General features: G+C 31.3%; 19 protein-coding genes. 4 read left to right on the forward strand and 15 right to left on the reverse strand.

The genetic code is table 11. From position 1 onward, the window contains the following. Positions 1 to 379 precede the first annotated feature (379 nt). Both ACKTTV_RS20155 and truA read right to left on the reverse strand, forming a co-directional pair. Entirely contained in the window at positions 380 to 2092 is a 1713-nt protein-coding gene (locus ACKTTV_RS20155) for an ABC transporter ATP-binding protein (RefSeq protein ID WP_408032688.1), read from the reverse strand. A gap of 51 nt (positions 2093 to 2143) precedes the next feature. Beyond that, complete coding sequence (gene truA / locus ACKTTV_RS20160; protein ID WP_408032689.1) at positions 2144 to 2878, reverse strand: tRNA pseudouridine(38-40) synthase TruA; 735 nt, start codon at positions 2876 to 2878, stop codon at positions 2144 to 2146. 521 nt (positions 2879 to 3399) lie between these two features. On the opposite strand from truA, the gene ACKTTV_RS20165 reads away from it, so the two are divergent. Then, positions 3400 to 3897 carry a metallophosphoesterase family protein gene (locus tag ACKTTV_RS20165; protein ID WP_408032690.1) on the forward strand — a complete coding sequence of 166 codons (498 nt, stop codon included), beginning with the start codon at positions 3400 to 3402 and terminating at the stop codon, positions 3895 to 3897. Here the strand turns inward: ACKTTV_RS20165 and ACKTTV_RS20170 are convergent. From ACKTTV_RS20170 to ACKTTV_RS20185, 4 genes are all read right to left on the reverse strand, one after another. Beyond that, a complete protein-coding gene (locus ACKTTV_RS20170; RefSeq protein ID WP_408032691.1) occupies positions 3884 to 5767 on the reverse strand; it encodes an ATP-binding protein in 1884 nt (627 codons plus the stop codon). The two genes, ACKTTV_RS20165 and ACKTTV_RS20170, sit on opposite strands and share 14 nt — an antisense overlap. 52 nt (positions 5768 to 5819) lie before the next feature. Then, positions 5820 to 6515, reverse strand: a complete 696-nt coding sequence (locus ACKTTV_RS20175) for a hypothetical protein (protein WP_408032692.1) — start codon at positions 6513 to 6515, stop codon at positions 5820 to 5822. 312 nt (positions 6516 to 6827) lie between these two features. Then, positions 6828 to 7481: a response regulator gene (locus ACKTTV_RS20180; RefSeq protein WP_408032693.1), complete on the reverse strand. Its 654-nt coding sequence runs from the start codon at positions 7479 to 7481 to the stop codon at positions 6828 to 6830. 336 nt (positions 7482 to 7817) lie between these two features. Further along, the gene (locus ACKTTV_RS20185) at positions 7818 to 8255 is read right to left on the reverse strand and encodes a DUF4293 domain-containing protein (protein WP_408032694.1); all 438 of its coding nucleotides are present in this window, start codon (positions 8253 to 8255) and stop codon (positions 7818 to 7820) included. A gap of 199 nt (positions 8256 to 8454) precedes the next feature. On the opposite strand from ACKTTV_RS20185, the gene rho reads away from it, so the two are divergent. Beyond that, complete coding sequence (rho, locus tag ACKTTV_RS20190) at positions 8455 to 10191, forward strand: transcription termination factor Rho (protein WP_408032695.1); 1737 nt, start codon at positions 8455 to 8457, stop codon at positions 10189 to 10191. Between the two features lie 46 nt (positions 10192 to 10237). Here the strand turns inward: rho and ACKTTV_RS20195 are convergent, their stop codons facing one another. The 5 genes from ACKTTV_RS20195 to ACKTTV_RS20215 form a co-directional block, all read right to left on the reverse strand. Further along, positions 10238 to 10786 carry a 5-formyltetrahydrofolate cyclo-ligase gene (locus tag ACKTTV_RS20195; RefSeq protein ID WP_408032696.1) on the reverse strand — a complete coding sequence of 183 codons (549 nt, stop codon included), beginning with the start codon at positions 10784 to 10786 and terminating at the stop codon, positions 10238 to 10240. Positions 10787 to 10788: 2 nt separating this feature from the next. Next, positions 10789 to 11154 carry an MmcQ/YjbR family DNA-binding protein gene (locus ACKTTV_RS20200; protein ID WP_408032697.1) on the reverse strand — a complete coding sequence of 122 codons (366 nt, stop codon included), beginning with the start codon at positions 11152 to 11154 and terminating at the stop codon, positions 10789 to 10791. 231 nt (positions 11155 to 11385) lie between these two features. Further along, on the reverse strand, positions 11386 to 12000 hold the full coding sequence (locus ACKTTV_RS20205) for a DUF4230 domain-containing protein (RefSeq protein ID WP_408032698.1): 615 nt from the start codon (positions 11998 to 12000) through the stop codon (positions 11386 to 11388). A 208-nt stretch (positions 12001 to 12208) separates the two neighbouring features. Further along, complete coding sequence (locus tag ACKTTV_RS20210; RefSeq protein ID WP_408032699.1) at positions 12209 to 13432, reverse strand: hypothetical protein; 1224 nt, start codon at positions 13430 to 13432, stop codon at positions 12209 to 12211. A gap of 13 nt (positions 13433 to 13445) precedes the next feature. Next, on the reverse strand, positions 13446 to 15809 hold the full coding sequence (locus tag ACKTTV_RS20215) for a TonB-dependent receptor (protein WP_408032700.1): 2364 nt from the start codon (positions 15807 to 15809) through the stop codon (positions 13446 to 13448). 123 nt (positions 15810 to 15932) lie between these two features. Between ACKTTV_RS20215 and ACKTTV_RS20220 the strand changes: the two genes are divergently transcribed. Continuing rightward, on the forward strand, positions 15933 to 16967 hold the full coding sequence (locus tag ACKTTV_RS20220; protein ID WP_408032701.1) for a helix-turn-helix domain-containing protein: 1035 nt from the start codon (positions 15933 to 15935) through the stop codon (positions 16965 to 16967). 21 nt (positions 16968 to 16988) lie between these two features. On the opposite strand, the gene ACKTTV_RS20225 is transcribed toward ACKTTV_RS20220, so the two are convergent. From ACKTTV_RS20225 to ACKTTV_RS20240, 4 genes are read right to left on the reverse strand one after another with little or no spacing between them, the layout of a single operon-like run. Beyond that, positions 16989 to 18824 (reverse strand): sodium:solute symporter family protein, encoded by a 1836-nt coding sequence (locus ACKTTV_RS20225; RefSeq protein WP_408032702.1) that lies wholly within the window; start codon positions 18822 to 18824, stop codon positions 16989 to 16991. 25 nt (positions 18825 to 18849) lie between these two features. Continuing rightward, a complete protein-coding gene (locus ACKTTV_RS20230; RefSeq protein WP_408032703.1) occupies positions 18850 to 19569 on the reverse strand; it encodes a LytR/AlgR family response regulator transcription factor in 720 nt (239 codons plus the stop codon). A gap of 12 nt (positions 19570 to 19581) precedes the next feature. Then, complete coding sequence (locus ACKTTV_RS20235) at positions 19582 to 20613, reverse strand: hypothetical protein (RefSeq protein ID WP_408032704.1); 1032 nt, start codon at positions 20611 to 20613, stop codon at positions 19582 to 19584. A 19-nt stretch (positions 20614 to 20632) separates the two neighbouring features. Beyond that, a complete protein-coding gene (locus tag ACKTTV_RS20240; RefSeq protein ID WP_408032705.1) occupies positions 20633 to 21391 on the reverse strand; it encodes a sugar isomerase domain-containing protein in 759 nt (252 codons plus the stop codon). A gap of 78 nt (positions 21392 to 21469) precedes the next feature. On the opposite strand from ACKTTV_RS20240, the gene ACKTTV_RS20245 reads away from it, so the two are divergent. Then, on the forward strand, positions 21470 to 22354 hold the full coding sequence (locus ACKTTV_RS20245) for an AraC family transcriptional regulator (protein WP_408032706.1): 885 nt from the start codon (positions 21470 to 21472) through the stop codon (positions 22352 to 22354). Positions 22355 to 22401: the final 47 nt, after the last annotated feature.

The following is a 22401-nucleotide window of genomic DNA, read 5'->3' on the forward strand; positions in this document are numbered from 1 at the left end:
ATGTAACAATTTGATTTAATGAAACAAATAATGCTAATGTTTTATTAATGTAAAATTTAAATAATTGATTTTATCGTAAAATTAAACAATCAATAAGAAAGTATTTTATGGAATTAATAAAAAGAGACTCTTATTAAAATAAAGTTTGTATAAATAATCAAAATTTGTTAATGAATTTCGTTAAGTTAACGGCACAATAACTGAAAAATTAGTTTGAACCGAAGGGATAATATCGTGTAATTATAATTTTCCGTTTATTAAAAATAATTAAACAGCTCAAAATAATTTTTATCTATTAAATCATTAACTAAAAATCACTTGAACTTACTACATAAAAATTCTTAATAGAAAGCATATTAGGTTCGCTTCAAAAGCTTTTTTAATCTGCTACTTCTTGAAATTGAACTTCATACAGGTTTTTATAGTATCCATCAGAAATTTTAAGAAGTTCGCTATGACTTCCTTGTTCCACTATTTGACCTTTATCCATAACAATTATGGTGTCCGCTTTTTTAATAGTGGCTAATCTATGTGCAATAATAATTGATGTTCTATTTTTAGTGATTTGATCAGTGGCAAATTGAATCATTTGCTCAGAATGCGAATCAACTGACGAGGTAGCCTCATCTAATATTAAAATACTTGGCTTACTTACATAAGCTCTTAAAAAAGCAATAAGCTGGCGTTGTCCAGATGAAAGCATACCACCTCGCTCTTTTACGTTATAGTTATAACCATTTGGAAGACTCATAATAAATTCGTGAATTCCAATTTGTTTCGCCGCTTTTTTTACTTCTTCTAAAGAAATCGCATCGTTATTTAAGGTAATGTTATTTAGAATGGTGTCCGAAAATAAGAAAACATCTTGAAGAACAACGGCAACTTTACTTCTTAATGAAGTAACATCATATTCTTTTACAGGAATGGAGTCAACGCAAATTTGACCACTATCAATTTCATAAAATCTACTAATTAGATTAATGATAGTCGATTTTCCTGCTCCAGTAGCTCCTACAATAGCAACAGTTTGCCCTTTCTCAACATCAAAGCTAATTCCTTTTAATACTTCTTCGTTTTCTATATAGCTAAAGCGAACATCTTTAAATGAAATATTTCCTTGCAAGTTACTGGCAAGTGTTGTGCCGCTTTTATCAATAGAGCTTTCGGTGTCAATTACCTCAAAAACACGTTCACCAGAAACAATTCCCATTTGAAGTTGGTTAAATTTGTCTGCAATTTGACGTAAAGGTCTAAAAAGCATTTGAGCCATTTTAATAAATCCGATAATGGCTCCAACAGAAACATTACTATCTTCTACAACTTGAAAACCTCCATACCATACAATCAAACCAATAGCAATAGAGGACAAGATTTCGGCAATAGGAAAGAATATAGAATAATACCATACCGTTTTTACATGTGCTTTTTTGTGTTTGTTATTAATTTCAACGAAGTTTTTGTATTCAATATTTTCACGGTTAAATAGCTGCACTATTTTCATTCCAGTAACGCGTTCCTGAACAAAACTATTTAGGTTTGCCACTTGGTTTCTTACATCTTGAAAGGTAGCTTTAATAGCTATTTGAAAAAGCTTAGTTGCATAAATTAAAATAGGTAAAACGGCAAGAGCTATTAAGGCAAGTTTCCAGTTAATAATAAGCATTAATGCTGTAACTACGATCATTTTTAAAATATCACTAACAATCATAAAAACTCCTTGAGTAAAGAAGTTAGCAATAGTTTCAATGTCAGAAACAACACGGGTAACTAATTTTCCAACAGAATTTTTGTCAAAATAACTCATTTTAAAAGCCACAATTTTTCGAAATGTTTTCGCTCTAATATCTCGAATAATGTGTTGCCCTACCCAGTTGGCGTAGTAAATAAATGAAAATTGTAATATTACCTGAAGTACTAATAAAGCAAGTAATATCATGGTATTGTTAATGAGTCCTGCCAGATCTTTTGTTTCACTAAAATCATTAATTGCATTTATTAATACATACGGATCAGCTGCTGCGGCAATGGCCAACAGTATGGTCGATAGGGTTGCAATCGTAAATTTTAATTTATACTTTTTTGCAAAACTCATGAGTCTTACAAAAATTTTAAGATCAAATGCTTTTCCTGAATTCTTACTCACTTATATATAATTATATGAAACCTTTGTTAAAAATAAACCTTTTGCCGGAACTGATACTCCTGCTTTACCTCTGTTTTTACTTTCAATTACTTTTCTGAAATCCTCAACAGTTCTCTTTCCTAGTCCTACGTCTAATAAAGTACCTACGATAGCCCTTACCATATTTCTTAAAAATCGATCGGCAGAAATAAAAAAGGTAAGTTCATTGCCATTCAATATCCACTTCGCATTTGTAACTTTACAAATAAAGGTGTTTACATCAGTTTTTACTTTTGAGAAACATTCGAAATCATCATATTCATACAAGATTTCAGCTGCGCTATTCATGGCTTCAATATTAATATTTTCATAGAGTAATTGCCATGTAGTGTCTAATAAAAAAGGGTTTCTTCCTAACCATATTTTGTATTCATAACTTCTACTAATGGCGTCAAATCGAGCATGAGCTTCCTCGTTTACTTTTATAGTATTGAAAATAACAATATCATTTGGTAAAATAGCATTGAGTTTATAGGTAAAATTACTATCCAAATCTTTTTGCGTATCAAAATGGGCGAACATTTGAGAAGCATGAACACCTGCATCAGTACGTCCAGCTCCTACAACGTTGATGTTGTCTTGTAATAACGTACAAATTGCTTTATTTATTTTTTCTTGAACAGAAATGGAATGAGGTTGTACCTGCCAACCATGATAGTTTTTTCCATTATAGGATAACTCAATAAAATATCTCAAAAAACTAAAAAATTTAAAGAGCTAAATTATGGAATTTAACGCGAATATCAGAAATGAATTTTGTAGATGAGTTTTTAAGTTGAACTTACTTTTTAGTTTATAATTTTTTCGAGAATTGAAATGAGAAAAAGAAGTTTAGGAAAATAACTTTTAAAATTTCGATTTACCACAATTTATATGTAAAAGTGGGGTAGATTACTAATTCAAATGTTTACATTTTTTTAACATGAATTAAATCGTATTTATGTTGCTAACTTGTTGATTTTTAGTTATATTTGAATAAGTAGAGAAACGTCCCCCCGTATTTCTGTCACTAAATAGAATAAACTCGCGATGCTAACATTGCGAGTTTATTTTTTTACTTAGGTAAAAACTAAATTTTGTCTTGAAAATTATACAAAATTTAGTTTCACTTCGGTAATCACGTTGTTAGTTCATACAATTTTTTCATGCAGTTGATGTGAATTTATGAATTAAAAAATTCATGTACTTTTGACATTAATATTGATGGTTTAGATTAAATGAAGAAAATATTATTGTTATCGGATACGCATAGTTTTATTGATGATCAGATTTTAAAATATGTTAAAGCAGCTGATGAGGTATGGCATGCTGGAGATATTGGTAATCTAGAGGTAACGGATATTATAAAAAAACACAAACCTTTACGTGCTGTTTTTGGAAATATTGATGACAAAGATGCTCGAGCGGAGTTTCAGGAAGATATCGTTTTTGAATTGGAACGTATGAGAGTTTTTATAACTCATATTGGAGGCTATCCAGGAAAGTATAAACCTAGAGTACGAGAAATTATTGCGTCAAAAAAGCCTTCGATTTTTATTTGCGGGCATTCTCATATTTTGAAAGTTCAGTTTGACGAAAAACACAACGTTTTACACTTGAACCCTGGAGCAGCTGGGAAGCATGGATTTCATAAAGTAAGAACCATGTTACGATTCGAACTAGACAAAGGGAATATCAAAAATTTAGAAATTATTGAATTGGCTAAACGAAGCTAGTTTGTGATTTTTTTTGAATAGGAACTGAAAAAGTAATTTTAGAGCCTTGATTTACTCCTGATTCTACCAAGAAATTCCCATTCATTATTTGGATTCTTGCTTCGATTTGATTTAAGCCTAAACCACCAGAACTACTATTGCTTGTTTTATAATCAAAACCAATACCATCGTCTTCAATGCGTACCGAAAGAAAATCATTTCTTTCTTCAATAATAATATAGGCATTTGAAGCTTTACTGTGTTTTATAATATTATTTATGAGTTCGTGAATTACGTTGTATAACTTAATTTCAAATTCTTGACTATAACGATCTACATTACTAATTTCTGTATGAAATTCTAATTCACGATTAGAGTATTTTTTCGCGATATCTTTTATGGCATATTCCAAGCCAAATTTTAGAAGTATTGAGGAAACTAAATTATGAGAAAGATCTCTCACTTTTTGCGAGGCCTCTAAAATGATATCTTGTGTCTTTTCAAGTTCTACCGGTGTGCTACCATTAAACTGTTTTTTGGTTGCACGAAGGTGCATATTTGCAGAAGATAATAAGGCACTCACACTATCATGCAAGGTTTCTGCAATTTGTTTGCGTTCTGTTTCTTTTCCATCAATGGTAGCATTTAAAATTTTTACCTGAGCTTCTGATTTTAAATGATCAATTTTTTGTTTTTCAACGAGCTTATTTTGTTCTAGCTTCAATTTAAGATTTCGTTGGCGGAGTTTAATGTTATAGATTACAACACCCGAAATTATTAATATTAACAAACTTAATCCTGCCAACATTAAATCAGTGTTTTCTTTTTCTAATTCTGCTTTTGCTATCGCGACTTTACGATCATTTTCGAGTTTTTTTATGGTTTCGTTATGTTGGTTTTCTGCTTTTTTTATGTATTTTTTTAAATCTTTCTCCTTTAAAAAGTCTTCAATTTCATAATAAATTTCAAGGTTATCATAAGCTTTATAATCTTCTAATGTCCTCATTGCCCATGCAAGGTTAAAATACAAGACCGCTTTCTGTTTAACAGCGCTTTCGGAGGTGTCGGTTTTGATTACATTAATACCTTTGTAGTATGTCTGTTTAGCTTTTATTGGATCACCTGTTGAAAGATAAATACTTCCGAGGTTACTATATGTTTTCGCTAGTTTTAATTTTTTACCAACTTTTTTATATATGTTGATTGCTTTAGTAGTGTATTTTTCGGCTTCGTTAAACATTGAGTCAATTTGATAAAGCCCCGATAAATTTATATAGGAAGAAGCTTTTGACATTTGTACGGTTTCGTTAATTGAAATCATTGATTCCAACTTATTAAAGAAAAACAAAGCACTATCCCGAAAGATTTTAGATTTTGCATAGAGCTCAGCCGAGTTTTTTAGCTTTTCTCTTGAAACTCCAATTTCACGTAACCTATTATTTAAATTTTCTTTTTGATCGTACTTGATGTCCTTGTACATTTTTAAATAGGCGGCTCCTGTTTTTAAGTAAACTTTTGAGAATTCGTTTGAATAATTTTTTTTTATGTTGTTTTTATTTTCTATTTCAAAGGATATTTTTTCGAGTATTTTTAAGGACTCCAGAAAATATTTTAGAGAAAGCTTCCTGTTATTGCTACTGGAATAAATACTACCTATAAGCAAAGTTGTCTTAAAAAGAAGCTCGTCATTAGTTCCTCTTTCTTTACAGATATTTCGAATATTCAATGCTTCTTTTAATGCATCGGCAAGGTTTTTCTTTTCAAATTTCTTAAGAGCATGGTCATATTTGAGTTCAATTGATAGCGAGTCCGAAGCAATATCATAGTGATTTTTATGTTTTGCTATTGAAGAATAAACATAAGGTTGAAATAAAAAAACAAATAGCAACATTAGCATGTTGCTATTTGTTTTTTTATAAAACAGAATAATCTTTTTTAAAAAATTACATAGGACTTTCATCAATTACTATTATAGGTTTACCTGAAACTTGAAAATGATAGTCTGCGTTTCTATTATGATGATTACTATAATGATTAACAAAGTCTATCTTAAGTACTTTGCTGTCAGGAACATTTAAAACTCTTGAAAAGTTTTTATCCATGGCTTTTCCAGGCTTTAAATGAATTTCATAAGTTTCATTGACTTTGTCATATATGAAATGAGTAGTTACATTATTATTAACCTCAAAATCCAAAACAAAAGTTCCATCTATGTTTTTTGTAATACTATAGTCATACAAGTATTCTGTTACTCCTTTAACAGATTTGTTAATGCCATCATCTTCAACCGAAATATACGATTTTTTTCCATTTGCAGCTTCAAGAATGTTTACTTTTAATAAGTTGTTATCTAAACTAAACTGAGTTCCCTGTCTGCTAGCAGTAACTTGGTTTCCTTCAGATAATATGACATCATTTGAGTTGTCCGCATTTTTATACGAATCAACTTGCGTATTTTCTTTCACATCAAAGTCCATATAGTATGAACCATCGGCGTTTCTTTTTAAAGTATACGACTTTAATTGAGAGGTTTCCGTATTATCAATATTTTGTAGTGTGTTGATTTCCCCTTCGTTAGATGAACAAGATGCTAATAATACGATGCTGAGTGTTGCGAAAAATAAATTGATTTTTTTCATGATTTCTGCGTTTAAGTAATTTAAGGAATATTAAAAAATTAATATTTAAGGATTAATATTTAAGGTTTTTAAAAAGGCGATGTACTTAGTATAGACAGATGGAGATACGGGGGACGTTTCTCAAAGTTAGGGGATAAAGAAAACAAAATGAAGGGGTTTTCTAAACTATGTTATTTTTTTAATAACGCGCACATCGCCAGATAATATTTTAATATGTTAAGTTGTTGTAGTTCTTAGCGATGTATTTCATTAGGAATTATAGGATGGGGGGGAGTATTTTCTTTGGGGGCAAAGAAAAATAGAATGAAAGGATTATACTATCTTATTCCTAACTGCGTACATCGCTAAACCTACTACATTTTTTACTTTCAGTTTTTTGTAAAGGTTTCTACGATACGATTCTACAGTTTTTACACTAATGCTTAACGTATCTGCTATTTCAGATGAACTTTTCTCTTGTGCTATTAATTTTAACACTTCAATTTCTCTTTCAGTAAGGTCTTTATGCGATTCTTCCTTGTCATTATCTTTTTTGGAACTTGCAACATACAGATTGAATAATTTGCTTTTAATATCTTCATTAAAATACTGCAATCCTTTGTTAACTGCTCTAATCGCATCGACAATGTATTCACTGGCACAACTTTTTTCTAAAAAGCCATTTGCTCCCAACGCAATCATTTCTTGTACAAGTTTAGGATCGCTTAAACTTGATAGAATAATTGTTTTAATCCTTACGTCTCTCTGCTTAAAGACTTTTAAAACATCTATTCCATCCATTTCCGGCATATTAATATCTAATACTAACACATCTGCCGTGTTGGTTGCTGACCAGTTAACTACTTCTTTACCTGTTAAAGAGAAGCCTTCAACTTCAATGTCATCTTCAATATTTATTAAAGCCATCACTCCTTCTATTAGAATTTTGTGATCATCGGCTATATGAACTTTAATCTTTGTACTCATTTGTTTACATATACAAATTTAGGTGAGAACTAGTTTATCCACAATACTCAAAATCCCTAAACCCATTTTAAGGGTTTGTACTAAATATATCAGGGTTAACCCTTAATTTTTCTTTAACATTTTAGGGGTAATTTATTGTTTTTAAACCAGTTACATCGTTGTTGTTTTGGTTTTTTGCGGGGAAATTAATGGAGTAAATTTAATATAAAATACTTAATTAATGGTGTCATAAGTCTATTTTTTAGCTATTTGCGAATAATACAAACGTATTTTAAAAAATAAAAACCGAGGAATATTCCTCGGTTTTTTCGCACTAAATATACTAAGATGTTAGGTTTATCGTAATCTATCTACAGATTTTACAAGATCCTCATCCTTTTTAATGGCTTTATTTGCTAAAACTACTAGCAAAATAACAAAAATAGGAATGAGCATCCCAATACCTTTCTCAGAAACAGCTGTTTCTCCAGATAATGTTAGCGACAAATAAATCAATAATCCTAATAAAAAAAGATTAATCAAAATTGCAATTCGGCCAAATACAAATTGTAGCTTCCTATTATTATATAGAAAGATAGTACTAAATGATACCAAAGCCGAAACTATAAAAAACACTGGAATCAAGTTTTCTAATAAACTATGTCCAGAAAACAAGTCGAAAATATATATAGGAGTAGATTCTTTGGTCTGTGTCCATAAGCTAACTATAAGAGGCAATACGCTTGATAATAAGGAAGCTATTAATAAATATATACTTTGTACTCGTTGTATCATGTTTTTTTCTTGGATGGCAAAAATAATACTTCTTTTTTTAAAAAGAAATATTCCAAGTTAAATTATTTGTATATATTTGCCTTATAAGTAACCGCACTTTTAACTGTTATACACTTCATATAACAAAGCAATCAAGAAAAACAAACAAATAAATTTAAATTCTTTGGAAGTGGGAATTTTTAACCTAATATTTTAACGAATGTTCGAAATTTCGGAATTAAAAGCTAAGAAATTAACTGATTTGCAGTCTATTGCTAAAACTATTGGTTTGACTAGAATTAGTCAGTTAAAAAAATTAGATTTAGTTTATAAAATTTTAGATGCTCAAGCTGAAGCTGTCAATAGTAAAGATGAAAAAAAGCCAGCTCCAAAGAAGGCATCAACAGAGGTTGCTACAAAAGAGAAGCCTAAAAGAAGAAGGATATCTAAGAAAGTAGCTGATGCTGCGGCTGAATCTGAAAAAGAAACAAAAAACGAAAAAAATGTTGCTACTAATGATAAAAAAGTAGCATCAAGAGGCGCTAAGCAAGAGAATACAAGAAAGAAAGAAGCTCCTGCTGCGAAAGCTTCTAATAATGGAGCAGAAGAGGTTGTTAAAAAGGAGGTTGTAAAGAAAGAAGCTACAGAAGAGAAGAGGCCTCAAAACAACAACCAGAACAATAATTCAAACAATAACAATAATAATAGAAGGTCTGGTAAAAACCACCAGAACGGACATAATCAAAATAATAACCAAAATCACGGTAAAAACAAACACCACCAAAACAAGAGTAAAAATCAGCACAAAAGCGGTAATAAGTATCGTGATCCTGATTTTGAATTTGATGGAATTATAGAAAGTGAAGGTGTATTGGAAATGATGCCTGATGGATATGGTTTTTTAAGATCATCTGACTACAATTATTTATCATCTCCAGATGATATCTATGTGTCTCAATCTCAAATAAAACTTTTTGGATTAAAAACAGGAGATACTGTTCGAGGAAATGTTCGCCCACCAAAAGAAGGAGAAAAGTATTTTCCTTTAATTAGAGTGTCAAAAATAAATGGACTGAATCCTAATATTGTAAGAGACAGGGTATCATTCGAGCATTTAACACCACTTTTCGCAAATGAGAAGTTTAATTTAGCTCAAAAAGGAAGTTCATTGTCTACAAGAATTATCGATTTGTTTTCTCCTATCGGAAAAGGACAACGTGGTATGATTGTAGCACAACCTAAAACAGGTAAAACAATGTTGTTAAAGGATGTTGCCAATGCAATTGCTGCAAATCATCCTGAGGTTTATCAAATAGTTTTGCTAATTGATGAGCGTCCTGAAGAGGTTACCGATATGCAAAGAAGCGTTAGAGGAGAAGTTGTAGCTTCTACTTTTGATGAACCAGCTGACAAGCACGTAAGAGTGGCGAACATTGTTTTGGAAAAAGCAAAACGTTTGGTAGAATGTGGTCATGATGTTGTTATCTTATTAGACTCTATAACTCGTTTAGCAAGAGCCTATAATACTGTTGCACCAGCATCTGGGAAAATATTATCAGGAGGTATTGATGCAAATGCATTACATAAACCAAAAAGATTCTTCGGAGCTGCGCGTAATATAGAAAATGGAGGTTCATTAACTATTATTGCTACTGCCTTAACTGAAACTGGTTCGAAAATGGATGAAGTTATTTTTGAAGAGTTTAAAGGTACTGGTAATATGGAGCTTCAATTAGAGCGTAATATTGCTAATAGAAGAATTTATCCTGCTATTGATTTAATTAAATCGAGTACACGTCGTGATGATTTACTACTGGACGAAAAAACGGTACAACGTATGTGGGTGCTGCGTAAGTATTTAGCAGATATGAACCCAATAGAAGCAATGGAATTTATTCAACAAAGAATAAAAACTTCTTTGAATAATGAGGAGTTCTTAATTTCTATGAATGGATAAAACAAATAATATTTAAAAAGGAAGCCTGCTTTTAAGCAGGTTTTTTTTATGATGGATATATTACTTTATTTAGAGGAATGTCAAATTCATTGATGTCTGCTATCGATTCAATAGGAGGGAAGAAGTTAAGTCCAACTGTTTTGATGTCTTTTTTACAAGAAGCTAAAAAGCGATCGTAAAACCCTTTTCCATATCCAACTCGATAATTCTGTTTATCGGAAATCAATAGTGGAACAAATACTAAATCTATTTTTGCAACTTCAACCTCTTCAGCATGTAAAGGCTCTGGAATACCATAACTGTTTTCGACTAATTGAGTGTTTTCGTTAAATACATAATGCTGTAATGTATTGCTTTCGAAATTACTCTTGCTAACAATAATTGTTTTGTTTTGCTGGCGCAAAAAATCAATGATTGGATAGGTGTCAATTTCTTTATGTCTTTTTATAGAAAGAAAAATATGAATGTTTTGAATATTGGAAAGATCCAAATGATAAACCTGATCAAAAATTGACTTTTGATAGTTTTCAATTTCTGTTTGTGATAATTCTCTTCTTTTTTGTCTATAGAATTTCCTAGCGTCTTTTTTATTCACGTTTATAGTGTTTTTAGTTCTTCTTTTAGTTTTTTAGTAAGCCCTTTTACGACAAGGTCATAGGAATGGTCAATCAATTCAAAAGCTAACTTATCTGAAACATCGTCATTAAGTGTAATCGTATTCCAATGTTTCTTATTCATATGGTATCCTGGGTTAATACTGTCGTATTCACCTCTAAGTTCTTCGGCCCTTTCAGGATCACATTTTAAATTTATTTTTGATTCTCCTTTTTCCCATTTATCTAGCCCCACCAAGGCAAATACTTTTCCCATAACTTTAAAAACAAGTGTTACTTCATCAAAAGGAAACTCTTCTGTTACCCCTTTTTTGGAAATACAATATTGGTGCAGTTGTTCAATGTTCATTATTTCTTAAATAGTTTAATTAGTAGTAAAACTAAAGACATTAAGGAAACTAAAAGTAAAAAATATTTTATAATGTTGACAGTTACAAAAAGCCCAAATCCATCAGGAATATTGGAATTGTCTAATTTTGATTGCCATAACTCTATTTTTGAAGAATTTTTTATCCAATAAAATAGAGTTCCAGAAATAACGGTGATGAGTAATAATTTGATTTTCGGTTTATCGAACATTTTATGAATCAATAAGATGTCGGTTACCATTTGGTAATTCAAGTGCTGAATAATCTAATTTCCATCCGATTGTTTCTACCAAATTAGTCATTAATATAATGGCGTCAAGGGCTTCTTGATTGGCGGTTTTCATTAAGCTGCTTTCGGGTACTTTTTGAAGAATATGTTCTTTAGCTTCTTTATTTACAGAGGTTAAGTCTTCAGAACTAAATTTATTCAGGAGTCCATTTTGAATATCATAAAAACGAATATTAGGTTCAATAGAAAAAATTTCAGGTTCTGGAAATTCAGATAAAACAAGTGTTTTAGACTTGCTGTTAGCTTCCATTTTAATTTTTCTAAAATCAAAACCAATATGAACTTTGGCGTTAATTAAAATGATAGCCTTTTTCTTACTGGTAAAAAGCCCCATGAACTTTTCTTTTGAGTTTTCATGATGATATATTTCAGCAAATTCACCTTCAACTGTAATTAGCTTAGACACTTTTTTAATCTTATCGAGTAAAACAACTGATTGTTTTTCGGTAAGGTTCCTTTTTGTTCGATAAGAGAACTTTTGAAATATAAAATATGATATGATAGCTCCACCAGCTAATCCCAAAAAAAGTAATTCCATGTAGACGAAGTTACTAAAAATAAAAAAAGACAATTAAATTAAGTCCGTCTTTTTTTCTAGGAATACAATAGGAATTATATATGTTTTCTAGAAGTGAGAAAACTAAGGAGATCTAGTTTTTAAAAAATGAAAGGGGTTTATCCAATGATACCAAAGTAGCTTATTTGCTAGTTTGGTATCATTCGCTAATTTTTAAAGGGGGTAAAAATTAGTTGATTTCAATTAGCTGACTAGCTAAACCACCTGTTAGCGTAAAGGCTTCTGTTGAAGTTTTTGAAACAGGATCATAAGAGTAATAGCCTTGATAAGAACTGTTACTAACTGAAAAATAAACGTTACCATTAATTACTAAAGGAGCACTTATACTAAAAGTTGAGGCACCACTGCTCGGAATATCATTAATTTTGGTAGCGACTTTTGTATTGATATCAATTTCATAAGCATCAACATTTTCTTCAGCTATATTACTATAATCGGGATTCATACCTGTGGATTTCATTTTTATATACAACTTGTCACCGATAACTGCAGGTCCTCCTAGTGAAAAACTACCTGAAGTACCAATAAAATCATTAAAATCTAAATTCCAAGTGGTATCAAATTCAGTCGCACCAGCTTTAATACGTAGACAGCGTGCGTGCATTCCATCTACCATATTTCCTACTGTACCAGATAAATACAAATCACCGTTTTCATCTTTACCTATATAATTAGAGTTTTTGCGTTCAAACCCTAACCAAACATAATCGTTATAGGAAGCTATGTTTAATAAAGTATTCGTATCTGTGTCGAACACGGCAACATAACTTACGTCATTTACATGGTTTCCATCAGCATCAAAAAAGAATACTTGAGTATATAATTTTCCTTTGCTTTCTATCATAAACGAACCAATTCTTGTTCTTGTAACATTTTCAGTAATAAAAGGAGCCATGGCACTAGCAATGTCAATTTCTCCTGTTCGTTGCATGGTTTTAGGATTAAAGGTTTGTATAGCGGTTGTACTTCTTTCAGAGTCGGTATAATACCCTTTAGTATCACTAACTATTTCAAAGGTAAATCTACTTTCACCAACAGCGATAAAACCTTTTGTAGTTAATGACCCCGAATTGTACTCAAATTTTTGAATACCTGAATCTCCCACGGTATTAGAAGTGTTATAAATAGCATTTCCGTATGAAATCCCTGCGGTACGAGCAGCACCTAATTGTATAGTATTTGGTGCTGTTGTAGGGTTAACTTCACCTTCGAACATGGTGCTACTTGGAATTAATACTCCGCTTGAGGTATTTGGATCTGTTACAATCCATAGAGCAACTCCATTTTTATTTATGGTGTCATCTGGAGCTACTGCATCATCATTAGAACAACTTGCCAAGAAAGTTATGACCAGTGTTAGGATTGAAAGTATATTAAAACTTACTTTTTTCATTTTTATGTATCTATTAATTAATTGAATATTTAATTTTAAAACGGTAATTGGTTCCAGGTTTTTGAACTCTAAAACCATCATAGGCCTTAGCATTTAATAGGTTGTTTACTTCCATATTAAAAGAAAGAGGTATTTTGGGTAGCGTATAGGTAAATCCGGCATCAATTAAATTTTGACTAGGGATGATACCATCTGATTGGATTTTTTCAAATAGACCAGGCTCTTGATTTTTAGGAATGGCATTTAAAAGATATTGCTCTACATAATTATAGCTTCCGTAAAACTGCCATTTTCCATCGCCCAATACTTTTTTGGGAGTATAACGTGCATTCAAGTTTCCAAAGAAGTATGGGATGTTAGGTTGTCTTGAATCTTTTAATAGGAGTGAAGCAATATCAACATTTTTACGTCTAATATCTTGATAAGTGAGAGATAAACCAAAGTTGAAACTTTTTCTTATTTGCCCTTTTAAGGTAATTTCTCCACCAATAATTTGACTATCATCGGTATTTTCATATCGGGAATAAATTAAAAAATAAGGGCGTATAAAAATATTATTGGTTACATAGCGATAGAATCCATTAACATCAAGCCAGAATGTTTTGTTTTTATTTAGGTTCGTGTAATAACCAAGATTTAGATTAGTGCTTTGTTCCGGTTTTAATTGAGGGTTCCCTGTAATGAATACGGCATCTCCAAAGTACTCAATGCTTTCAGGAATTCGTGTGGCGTTTTCAAAAGAAAATCGAACAAAACGGTCTTTGTTAAAGTTGTATTTTATTGAGTTTCCAATACCAAAACTTGTATTTGATAATTCAGGAATGGTTCCATAAAAATCGATGTTTGAAGTGATAGAGCTGGTGGTAACACTATACCTTTTTATAGTGAAAACATTACTGATTTTCTTATCAAGAAAAGTAGAGGTCAATCCTAGACCAGTTATGTTTCTAATGTATTTTGCTGGAAAAGTTAATACATCAACTTCATTTTCGGATTGAGCAAATGGATCTGAACCTATGCGGTTTTCGCTAATATAATTGTGATTAAAATTTAGTTGATGATTTGTTGAAAGCTCATAATTGGCGTTTATTCTCCCCGTCCAATTATTAAATGTTAGATTTCTGTATGATTTATTGTTTAAACTAATCTCTCCACCGTTGTCGTTGCTCTCTATTGGAGTAGCCTCTCCTAACCAATTATATCTGTTTTCAGGAGTGTCGTCAAACAATGTTTTTCGGTTACTATAGGCTCCAAAAATATTAAGTTGCAACTTGTTAAATTTTTTTTGGTAGTTTGTAGTAAAGATTAACGAGTTTTCCGTTCCTAAAGCTTCGCCATAAGGCTTAGTAAGCCTAATATTGTTTTGTAACTCCTTTTTAAAATCAAAGTACATAGCACCAACTTCTAGTAAGTCAGCAAATTTTACATCACGAACACCAAATTTAGTTTCGATAAAAGCACTTCTAGTGGCATCATGAAACCGTTCTACATTTTTTGTTTCTAAATTTCCGGTAAAGTCATTGGGTATTTCAACATCAATATTGTAGTTGTTGTCGGAGTGGACGTAATATGACGATATTGATGCAAAGAGCTTTGTGTTTGGGATGTTTGCATAAGCATTTAAAGTGGCTTGATGTGTATTAAATGACCCTAAACCATAAGATACATTTAAATTGTCTTTATAGTTTTTTTTAGAAACAAAGTTAACAGCACCTCCCAAGGCATCTGCTCCTAAATGTACAGGAAGAACTCCCTTGTAAATTTCGACATTTGATATTTGATCAACAGGTAAGAAGCTTAAATTAAATGCTCTTCCTAAATAATTTAGAGGTAAACCGTCTCTAAAAAATCGAATAGCGTTTCCTTGAAGACCATTTATATTAATAGTGGTGTTACTACCTATTCCTCCACTTTGCCGAACATTAACGCCAGAAGTTTGATTGATAATTTGTGGTAAACTTATAGATTGAGCTTGGATTTTTTCAATATTTATAACCTCAATTTTTATAGGTTTTTCTCTTTTGTGTTGCGCTTTTGTTTTTGCTTGAAGGAAAATTTCATTTAATTCTTGATTATTTTCAGTTAGTATTACTTTTAGAAAATAAGTTTCACCTTTTTTAAACAATACATCAAAAACTTTTTTGTCATAACCCAAAAAAGAAATTTCTACTTTATAATTACCAACTGGTGTCTTTTTCATTTCAAAATTCCCAAACTCGTCACTCATTGTGCCTAATTCTGTCCCTTGAATTATAATAGATGCTCCCATTAAAGAAGTTCCGTCTTCTAAACTTACTTTTCCTTTAAGAGAAGACTGCGCTGTAATGTTGGAAACAATGAAGAATAGGAAGAGTAATGTGCCCCAAACTTTGTACATTTGTTATTTAGATTTAAATTAAATAAAGGGGCAAAACTATAACATTGGAGATACCTTTGTTAACGTAAACGGAACTTATAATAACGTATATGAGCACCGTAATGTTAAAAAGAGTTTATTAGGATGAAATCGAATTATAAAATAATTAAGGAAAAGAACATAAACCATTCAACGAAGTATGCTAAAGGGTTTAAAACCAAACTAATTAAAGAAGTAAAGAATAAACTTGAATTTGGTTCTGATAAGGCAGAAAATAAGGAAATCCGATTAAATGGATTAATAGTTGGGGTAACTACTCATCAAATAACACCTCCGTTTGTTATGGAAGTTGAACATGATTTTCCTTTTATAAAAATTCAATTTGAAATAGAAGGTTACAGTCAATACATCCCGAAAAACACTGAGAGCATTCCAATTATAATTCCTCAAGATCATTATAACTTCTTTTACTTGCCTAAAGTAAACGGCACACTGACTTATACTACTGATACAAGAAGGTCCGTTGAGATATTAGTAACGGAAGCATATTTAAAAAGAGCCTTTAAAAACATTTTTCATAAAGTAAGTGGAGCATTTGGCGAGGCCTTGATAAATAAAACTCCATTTAAAATGCATAATGAAGCCAGTAAAATTCCTTCAGAGCTATTATTAATTATTAGTGATATTATTTCTTGTACTTATCAGAAAGAAATAAAACAAGTGTATTTAGAGTCGAAAATAAATGAAATATTTAGCTATTTATTTTCTGAGATAAACTCGAATGGAGTTGAAAAGAAAGAGGCAAAACCCAGTGAAGGTGAAGTTAAACAGATTGTAAAGGCGGAGAAAATTTTAAGAAATAACCTAGATAAATCATTTACTATTGATGATTTAGCTGTTGAAACAGGGATTAATCGGAATAAATTAAAAAGAAATTTTAAAAGTATTTTTGGTAAGCCTATTTTTACTTATTTGACAGATTTAAGAATGGAAAAGGCGAAAAAGATGCTTGTAGAAAACTCTATGAATATTTCTGAAATTGCCTATGCTGTTGGCTATAAAAATCCGCAACATTTTACCAATGCATTTAAAAAGCGATTTAATTATTTACCAAGTGATTTAAGGAAGAAAGGGCTTTTAGCGAATATTCCTGAAGTAGATTACATTAAAGAATTGTAATAACAGCTTATTGTTTTTAAACTATAGAACAACTGCTTTTATTTTCTTCCAAATTCTAACCAACAAAAAACTAGCTATCAAAGTTACTGTTGTTAATAAAGAAGCGATTGTTGTTTTTCCATAAATCCAATAACCAGTTGCGAACATTGCACTATAAATAAGTATACAACCAAGGAACATAGCTAGGATTCCTGATGGAACGCTCCATTTTTCTTGAGTATTTGTAATGGTTATATTTTCATTTTCTGCTTTTTCGATAATAGTTTTCCATCCTGGACCACCCGGTTCTATCTTATTGTAAAAATTAAACAACACTTCTTTCTTTTCTGGTTGGGTTACGAATGTAACTGACAACCATATAATTGTAGTAACTAAGACAACTATGATTAGTTTTGACCAATTAGGAAAAACTCCTGTCACATCAATCCCCATCTCATTTGTATAACCAAATAGCATATCACCCAATGAAGAGAAATTTAACAACAAACTAATAATTGCTGCTGAAAACATAACGGAAATTTCACTCCAAGCGTTGATGCGCCACCAAAACCAACGCAGTATGTAAACGAGGCCCGTTCCAGCTCCAAACTCTAATAAAATATCAAAAAGCTGCTTGGCATTTGTAAGGGATAATGCTACAATTGCACTTAAAACCATCAAAATCACAGTTGAAATTCTGCCCACGGTTACCAATCTTTTTTCTGAGGCCTTAGTATTTATTTGTTGCTTATAAAAATCATTAACGATATAAGATGATCCCCAATTTAATTGAGTAGATATCGTTGACATATATGCCGCCCCTAAAGAAAGAAGAGTTAATCCTAATAAACCGCTAGGTAGTTTTGTTAGCATAGCAGAATAGGCTAGATCATGCCCTAGCTTATCTGGTGAAATATTAGGAAAGGCCATCTTTATACTAGATAAATTCGGAAATACTACCAGAGATGTTAAAGCAACTATTATCCATGGCCACGGTCTTACAGCATAGTGCATAATATTAAAGAATAATGTAGAAGCTATGGCATGATTAGCATTTTTAGTAGCTAACATTCTTTGAGCTATGTATCCACCACCTCCAGGTTCGGCGCCAGGATACCATGAGCTCCACCATTGTACCGCAATTGGTATTATTAGCAATGTAATTACAGTATTAGCATTCTTAAAATCTGGAAGAATGGATAACTTATCTATAACATTTTTATGACTCATCATAGTTTCTATACCACCAACTTCTGGTAAATTAACTAGATAATAGGCAGCTCCTATAGCGCCACCCATTGCTACGAAAAACAATAAAAAGTCCGTATATACTACTCCTTTAAAGCCTCCTGCTGCACTGAAAATCACTGTGACAACACCTCCTATTAATAGCGTTTCTATAGGAGATAGTCCCAACATAATACCTCCTATTTTTATAGCTGCAAGATTGACAGCTGCAAGTGTAATTACATTAAAAATTAGACCTAGATATAAAGACCGGAAAGCCCGTAAAAACTTAGCTGGTTTTCCTCCATATCTTATTTCATAAAACTCCATATCGGTTAAAACATTCGATTTACGCCATAATTTTGCATATATAAATACCGTCAGTAAACCTGTCAATAGAAATGCCCACCAAACCCAGTTTCCTGATACACCGTTTGTACGGACTATATCGGTTACTAAATTAGGTGTATCTGTAGAAAAGGTAGTAGCAACCATAGAAACACCTAGGAGCCACCAAGGCATTCTTCTTCCCGATAAAAAAAAATCGGTCGAACTTTTACCTGAATATTTAGAAACCCAAATTCCAATAAAAAGTGTAACTGAAAAAAATATAAAGATTAATGCATAATCTAAAGCTGATAATTCAATCATAGGTTCTAAGTTTTTAAGGGTTAAATTATTTAATTACACTTCCATTTAAAATAGTACTCTTGGCTATTTTAAGATATTTACGACCAATTGGTATTCTTTTGGATTCTATTTCTACTAAGTTCCCCTCGACGCTTTTAACTTTATCAATTGCTATTGTGAATGATCGATGAACCCTGACAAAATTGTTTTTAGGGAGTTCTTCTGTAAAGCTTGTAAGTCCTTTATGTACCAAAAAGCGTTGCTCTTTAGTATTTATTTTTATAAAATCATTAAAACTTTCAATATAAAGAACATCATTAAGATTAATTTTAATAAGTTTTTTATCTACTTTAATGAATTTATAAGGGGCATGTTTTATATCCTTTAGAATTATAGACTTTTTAAGAATATAGCTGTGCCTTACAATTTTATTTATTGATTTTAAAAATCGATTAAAAGAAATTGGTTTTACAAGGTAGTCTAAGACTTCAACATCGTAACTATCTAAAGCAAATTCCCTAAACTTAGTGGTGATAATAAATTTTGCTTCAGTTTGTAGGTTTCTAATAAAATCTAAGCCATTAATATTTGGTAAACCAATTTCCAAGAATATTATGTCTATAGACCTGCTCTTAATTAGTTCAAGTTCTTGGAATGGGGTATCAAAGACATCAATTATTTCGATAAATTCAAAAGACGTAAGATGACATTTAATCAACTCGATATTCTCAGTGTCATTATCGATAATTAACGCTTTTATCTCCATAAAAAGTTCGTTTTATTTGTCTAAAACTTCACCATATGCTTCCCCAAGAACCTTCCATACTTTATCAGCTTCTGGTGCAGATAAAATAGTTCCCTTGCCAGCTCTATAAGTCCAAGAGAAAATAGAATCTACTCCTTCTTTGGCGTATATATGAACAATATCTTTAATTGTATTTAAATTCTCTGGTGATCTGAAAAAACTTTGTATCCATCGCTGTGATGGTTTGCTATTTTTTTTTGCTAGCTCAACCGTTTTTTGTGCTATATTTTTATGGGCAATTAAAGGATCGTTGCCATCTACCAAAATAGAGGTTGAAAAGATATCATAATTCTGGTTGTAAGCTATTTTCTCCCAATTATCAAAACCTCTAGCCTGAGTAGAATAGAAATGATTATCAGCTGGCAAAGAACATTGTGTTACTGTAAGTTTAGGGTTTATTGATTTTACAATTTTACTAGCTTCAGATAAGATTTCGTTGGCTTGATCAAACCTAAACTTTAATACAGTTTTTGTTAAAGTCTTTGGCATTTCATAACCATATTTCTTTTTAAATATCTGTTGTGTGATTGGACTTCTACATGAAAAGTCTGTAGTACTTTGATAACTAATAGGGTAAACTGGCATGGCATAATGAGGCTCATCCCAAAAAAAACCATCTGCATTACAGGTTTTTGCTAACTCTTCAACGATACCCCAAAAATATTCTCTAAATGCTGGTGAACTCGGAGATGCTGCGGCTAATGGTTCGTTTGTTAATGCAGACCATTGACGATCTTCTACATGACATTCTTGAAGAAAAAGTGAGGGAGGTTCTCCTCCAAAGAACTTACCAATACCCCAAGTATTTAAATAAACTTTTAAACCAAGTTTTTTTGCTTCATCAACAATTTTTGGAATATTTGGTTTCCAAAAAAAGATATCAAATTCGGTTAGCGATAATAATACTGCGGTAACATTATGCGCTTTCATTTCTTGAAAATCTCTTCTGGCGTGCTCTACATAAGATATACCGTAGTAACTAACACCTGTTTCTGTAACAGCCATGATATTATAATTTTAATGATTATAAGAATTTAACTCTTGGATTGTACTTTTCTCTAAGCGCTTTATTTTTGGCATCTCCACCTGGTATATTTGCACTAGACCAAACTGGAGGCTCAACTCCACGATTTACGCAGGCCTTAACGCATTCCATTTCAAGCCTGTGAGCTATATAAAAATCAACGATGCTAGACACACCTGTAATTGGAGTATCAAAATTTTCTACATTGATTACTGTATCTCCATAAGGAACATAATTATTTATAAAAATGTCTGAGACATCGGATAAATGATTACCACTTTTATGTCGGATAGGGAAATCTTTAGGAATGTTTTTATTCCAATCCAATGATGAAATTCCAACTACTTCAGCTCCTCTTTTTTGTGCTTCCATAGCGCAGTCAATTGTTGGAGCATTAAAACCATAACTATGAAAAACGAGTACTAAGTCACCTTTGTTAACACCATAGTAATCTACTACGGCGTCTCCTACGCCGTGCATTCTTTCATGGGAGAGATACATATATGCAGGAGTAACAGGATGAATAGCAAAATCTATCATTGGGCATAAATTTGCAAGCCCTCCAGCTCTCCAAAAAAGCTCTTGCATTACTAATGTAGTATGACCACCGCCACCAAAAATGTAAATTAACCTGTCTTCCTCAATTGCGTCAGCCATTCTAAGAGCGGCTTTTAATAAATTATTTTGCTCTGTATGTTCTACTTTCTTTACTAAAGAATTAAAGGTGTCTAAAAATCTAAAATCTATATTACTTTTCATTATTAAAATATTTTAACCTAAAGTAGATAATTGTTAAAATAATATTATTAATTTTAGTATTGTAGCATTATTTTATATATGAAATATGTAGATATAAAATCAAATAAAGAAAGATTGATTATTGATCTTTTAAGCATGGGCTTCAGAAATGTGGTTTTATTGGGGCATTATTCTTACAAAGAGGCTAAAGAAAAGCTCGAAATGCATAAACATACTGATATGTTGGAAATCTGTTTTTTAGAAACAGGGTCACAATATTATCAGGTGGGTGACGAACATTATTTATTGAGAGGGGGTGATCTATTAATTACTCCTCCAAATACAATACATGGAACAAGTGGTTATCCGGAAGAAAAAGGAAGTCTATTTTGGATGATTATAAAAGTACCTAAAAGTTCTTTTAGATTATTGAATCTCACTAGCAAGGAGTCTAGCCTGTTAATTGATAGGTTGTTAGGTTTAGATTTAAAGCACTTTAAAGGCTCTTCAGAGATAAAAAAGATATTAAATATGATTTTTAAAGCATATAATAAAAAAAATGACTTTTTAAATAAAATAGAAATTAATAATCATATTTTGAGCTTTTTACTTAAAGTAATTTACTATGGGGAGAAAAAGAGATATAAAGACATCTCTAACGATATCGAGTTTTGTTGTAAGTATATTGAAGAAAATATTTTTGAGAAAATTTACATTAGTAATTTAGCTAAAAACATAAATCTCTCTGAGTCAAGATTCAAACATAAATTTAAAGAAGAACTAGGAATTCCTCCTAATGAGTACATCATAAAACAAAAAATAAGCAAGGCTAAAGAATTAATTGAGAAAGATGATTTTTCCATAGTGGATATAGCCTATGATCTTGGTTTTTCCAACTCTTCTTATTTTTCTACAGTATTTAAGAAGCAAGTCGGTATGTCACCGTCCATGTATAAGCAATCTTTACAATCCGCCTTAAAATAAATTTATTGAGCCTCCATTGGCTATTAGCTCCACAGGGTTTTTATTGT

Source organism: Tenacibaculum xiamenense (assembly GCF_964513065.1).
Classification (GTDB): domain Bacteria; phylum Bacteroidota; class Bacteroidia; order Flavobacteriales; family Flavobacteriaceae; genus Polaribacter; species Polaribacter xiamenense.

Coding starts and splice junctions, on each gene's coding strand:
- ACKTTV_RS20155 (WP_408032688.1), bottom strand. CDS start 2,092: ATGAGTTTTGCAAAAAAGTATAAATTAAAATTTACGATTGCAACCCTA.
- ACKTTV_RS20165 (WP_408032690.1), top strand. CDS start 3,400: ATGAAGAAAATATTATTGTTATCGGATACGCATAGTTTTATTGATGAT.
- ACKTTV_RS20170 (WP_408032691.1), bottom strand. CDS start 5,767: ATGTTGCTATTTGTTTTTTTATTTCAACCTTATGTTTATTCTTCAATA.
- ACKTTV_RS20175 (WP_408032692.1), bottom strand. CDS start 6,515: ATGAAAAAAATCAATTTATTTTTCGCAACACTCAGCATCGTATTATTA.
- ACKTTV_RS20180 (WP_408032693.1), bottom strand. CDS start 7,481: ATGAGTACAAAGATTAAAGTTCATATAGCCGATGATCACAAAATTCTA.
- ACKTTV_RS20185 (WP_408032694.1), bottom strand. CDS start 8,255: ATGATACAACGAGTACAAAGTATATATTTATTAATAGCTTCCTTATTA.
- rho (WP_408032695.1), top strand. CDS start 8,455: ATGTTCGAAATTTCGGAATTAAAAGCTAAGAAATTAACTGATTTGCAG.
- ACKTTV_RS20200 (WP_408032697.1), bottom strand. CDS start 11,154: ATGAACATTGAACAACTGCACCAATATTGTATTTCCAAAAAAGGGGTA.
- ACKTTV_RS20205 (WP_408032698.1), bottom strand. CDS start 12,000: ATGGAATTACTTTTTTTGGGATTAGCTGGTGGAGCTATCATATCATAT.
- ACKTTV_RS20210 (WP_408032699.1), bottom strand. CDS start 13,432: ATGAAAAAAGTAAGTTTTAATATACTTTCAATCCTAACACTGGTCATA.
- ACKTTV_RS20215 (WP_408032700.1), bottom strand. CDS start 15,809: ATGTACAAAGTTTGGGGCACATTACTCTTCCTATTCTTCATTGTTTCC.
- ACKTTV_RS20220 (WP_408032701.1), top strand. CDS start 15,933: ATGAAATCGAATTATAAAATAATTAAGGAAAAGAACATAAACCATTCA.
- ACKTTV_RS20225 (WP_408032702.1), bottom strand. CDS start 18,824: ATGATTGAATTATCAGCTTTAGATTATGCATTAATCTTTATATTTTTT.
- ACKTTV_RS20230 (WP_408032703.1), bottom strand. CDS start 19,569: ATGGAGATAAAAGCGTTAATTATCGATAATGACACTGAGAATATCGAG.
- ACKTTV_RS20235 (WP_408032704.1), bottom strand. CDS start 20,613: ATGGCTGTTACAGAAACAGGTGTTAGTTACTACGGTATATCTTATGTA.
- ACKTTV_RS20240 (WP_408032705.1), bottom strand. CDS start 21,391: ATGAAAAGTAATATAGATTTTAGATTTTTAGACACCTTTAATTCTTTA.
- ACKTTV_RS20245 (WP_408032706.1), top strand. CDS start 21,470: ATGAAATATGTAGATATAAAATCAAATAAAGAAAGATTGATTATTGAT.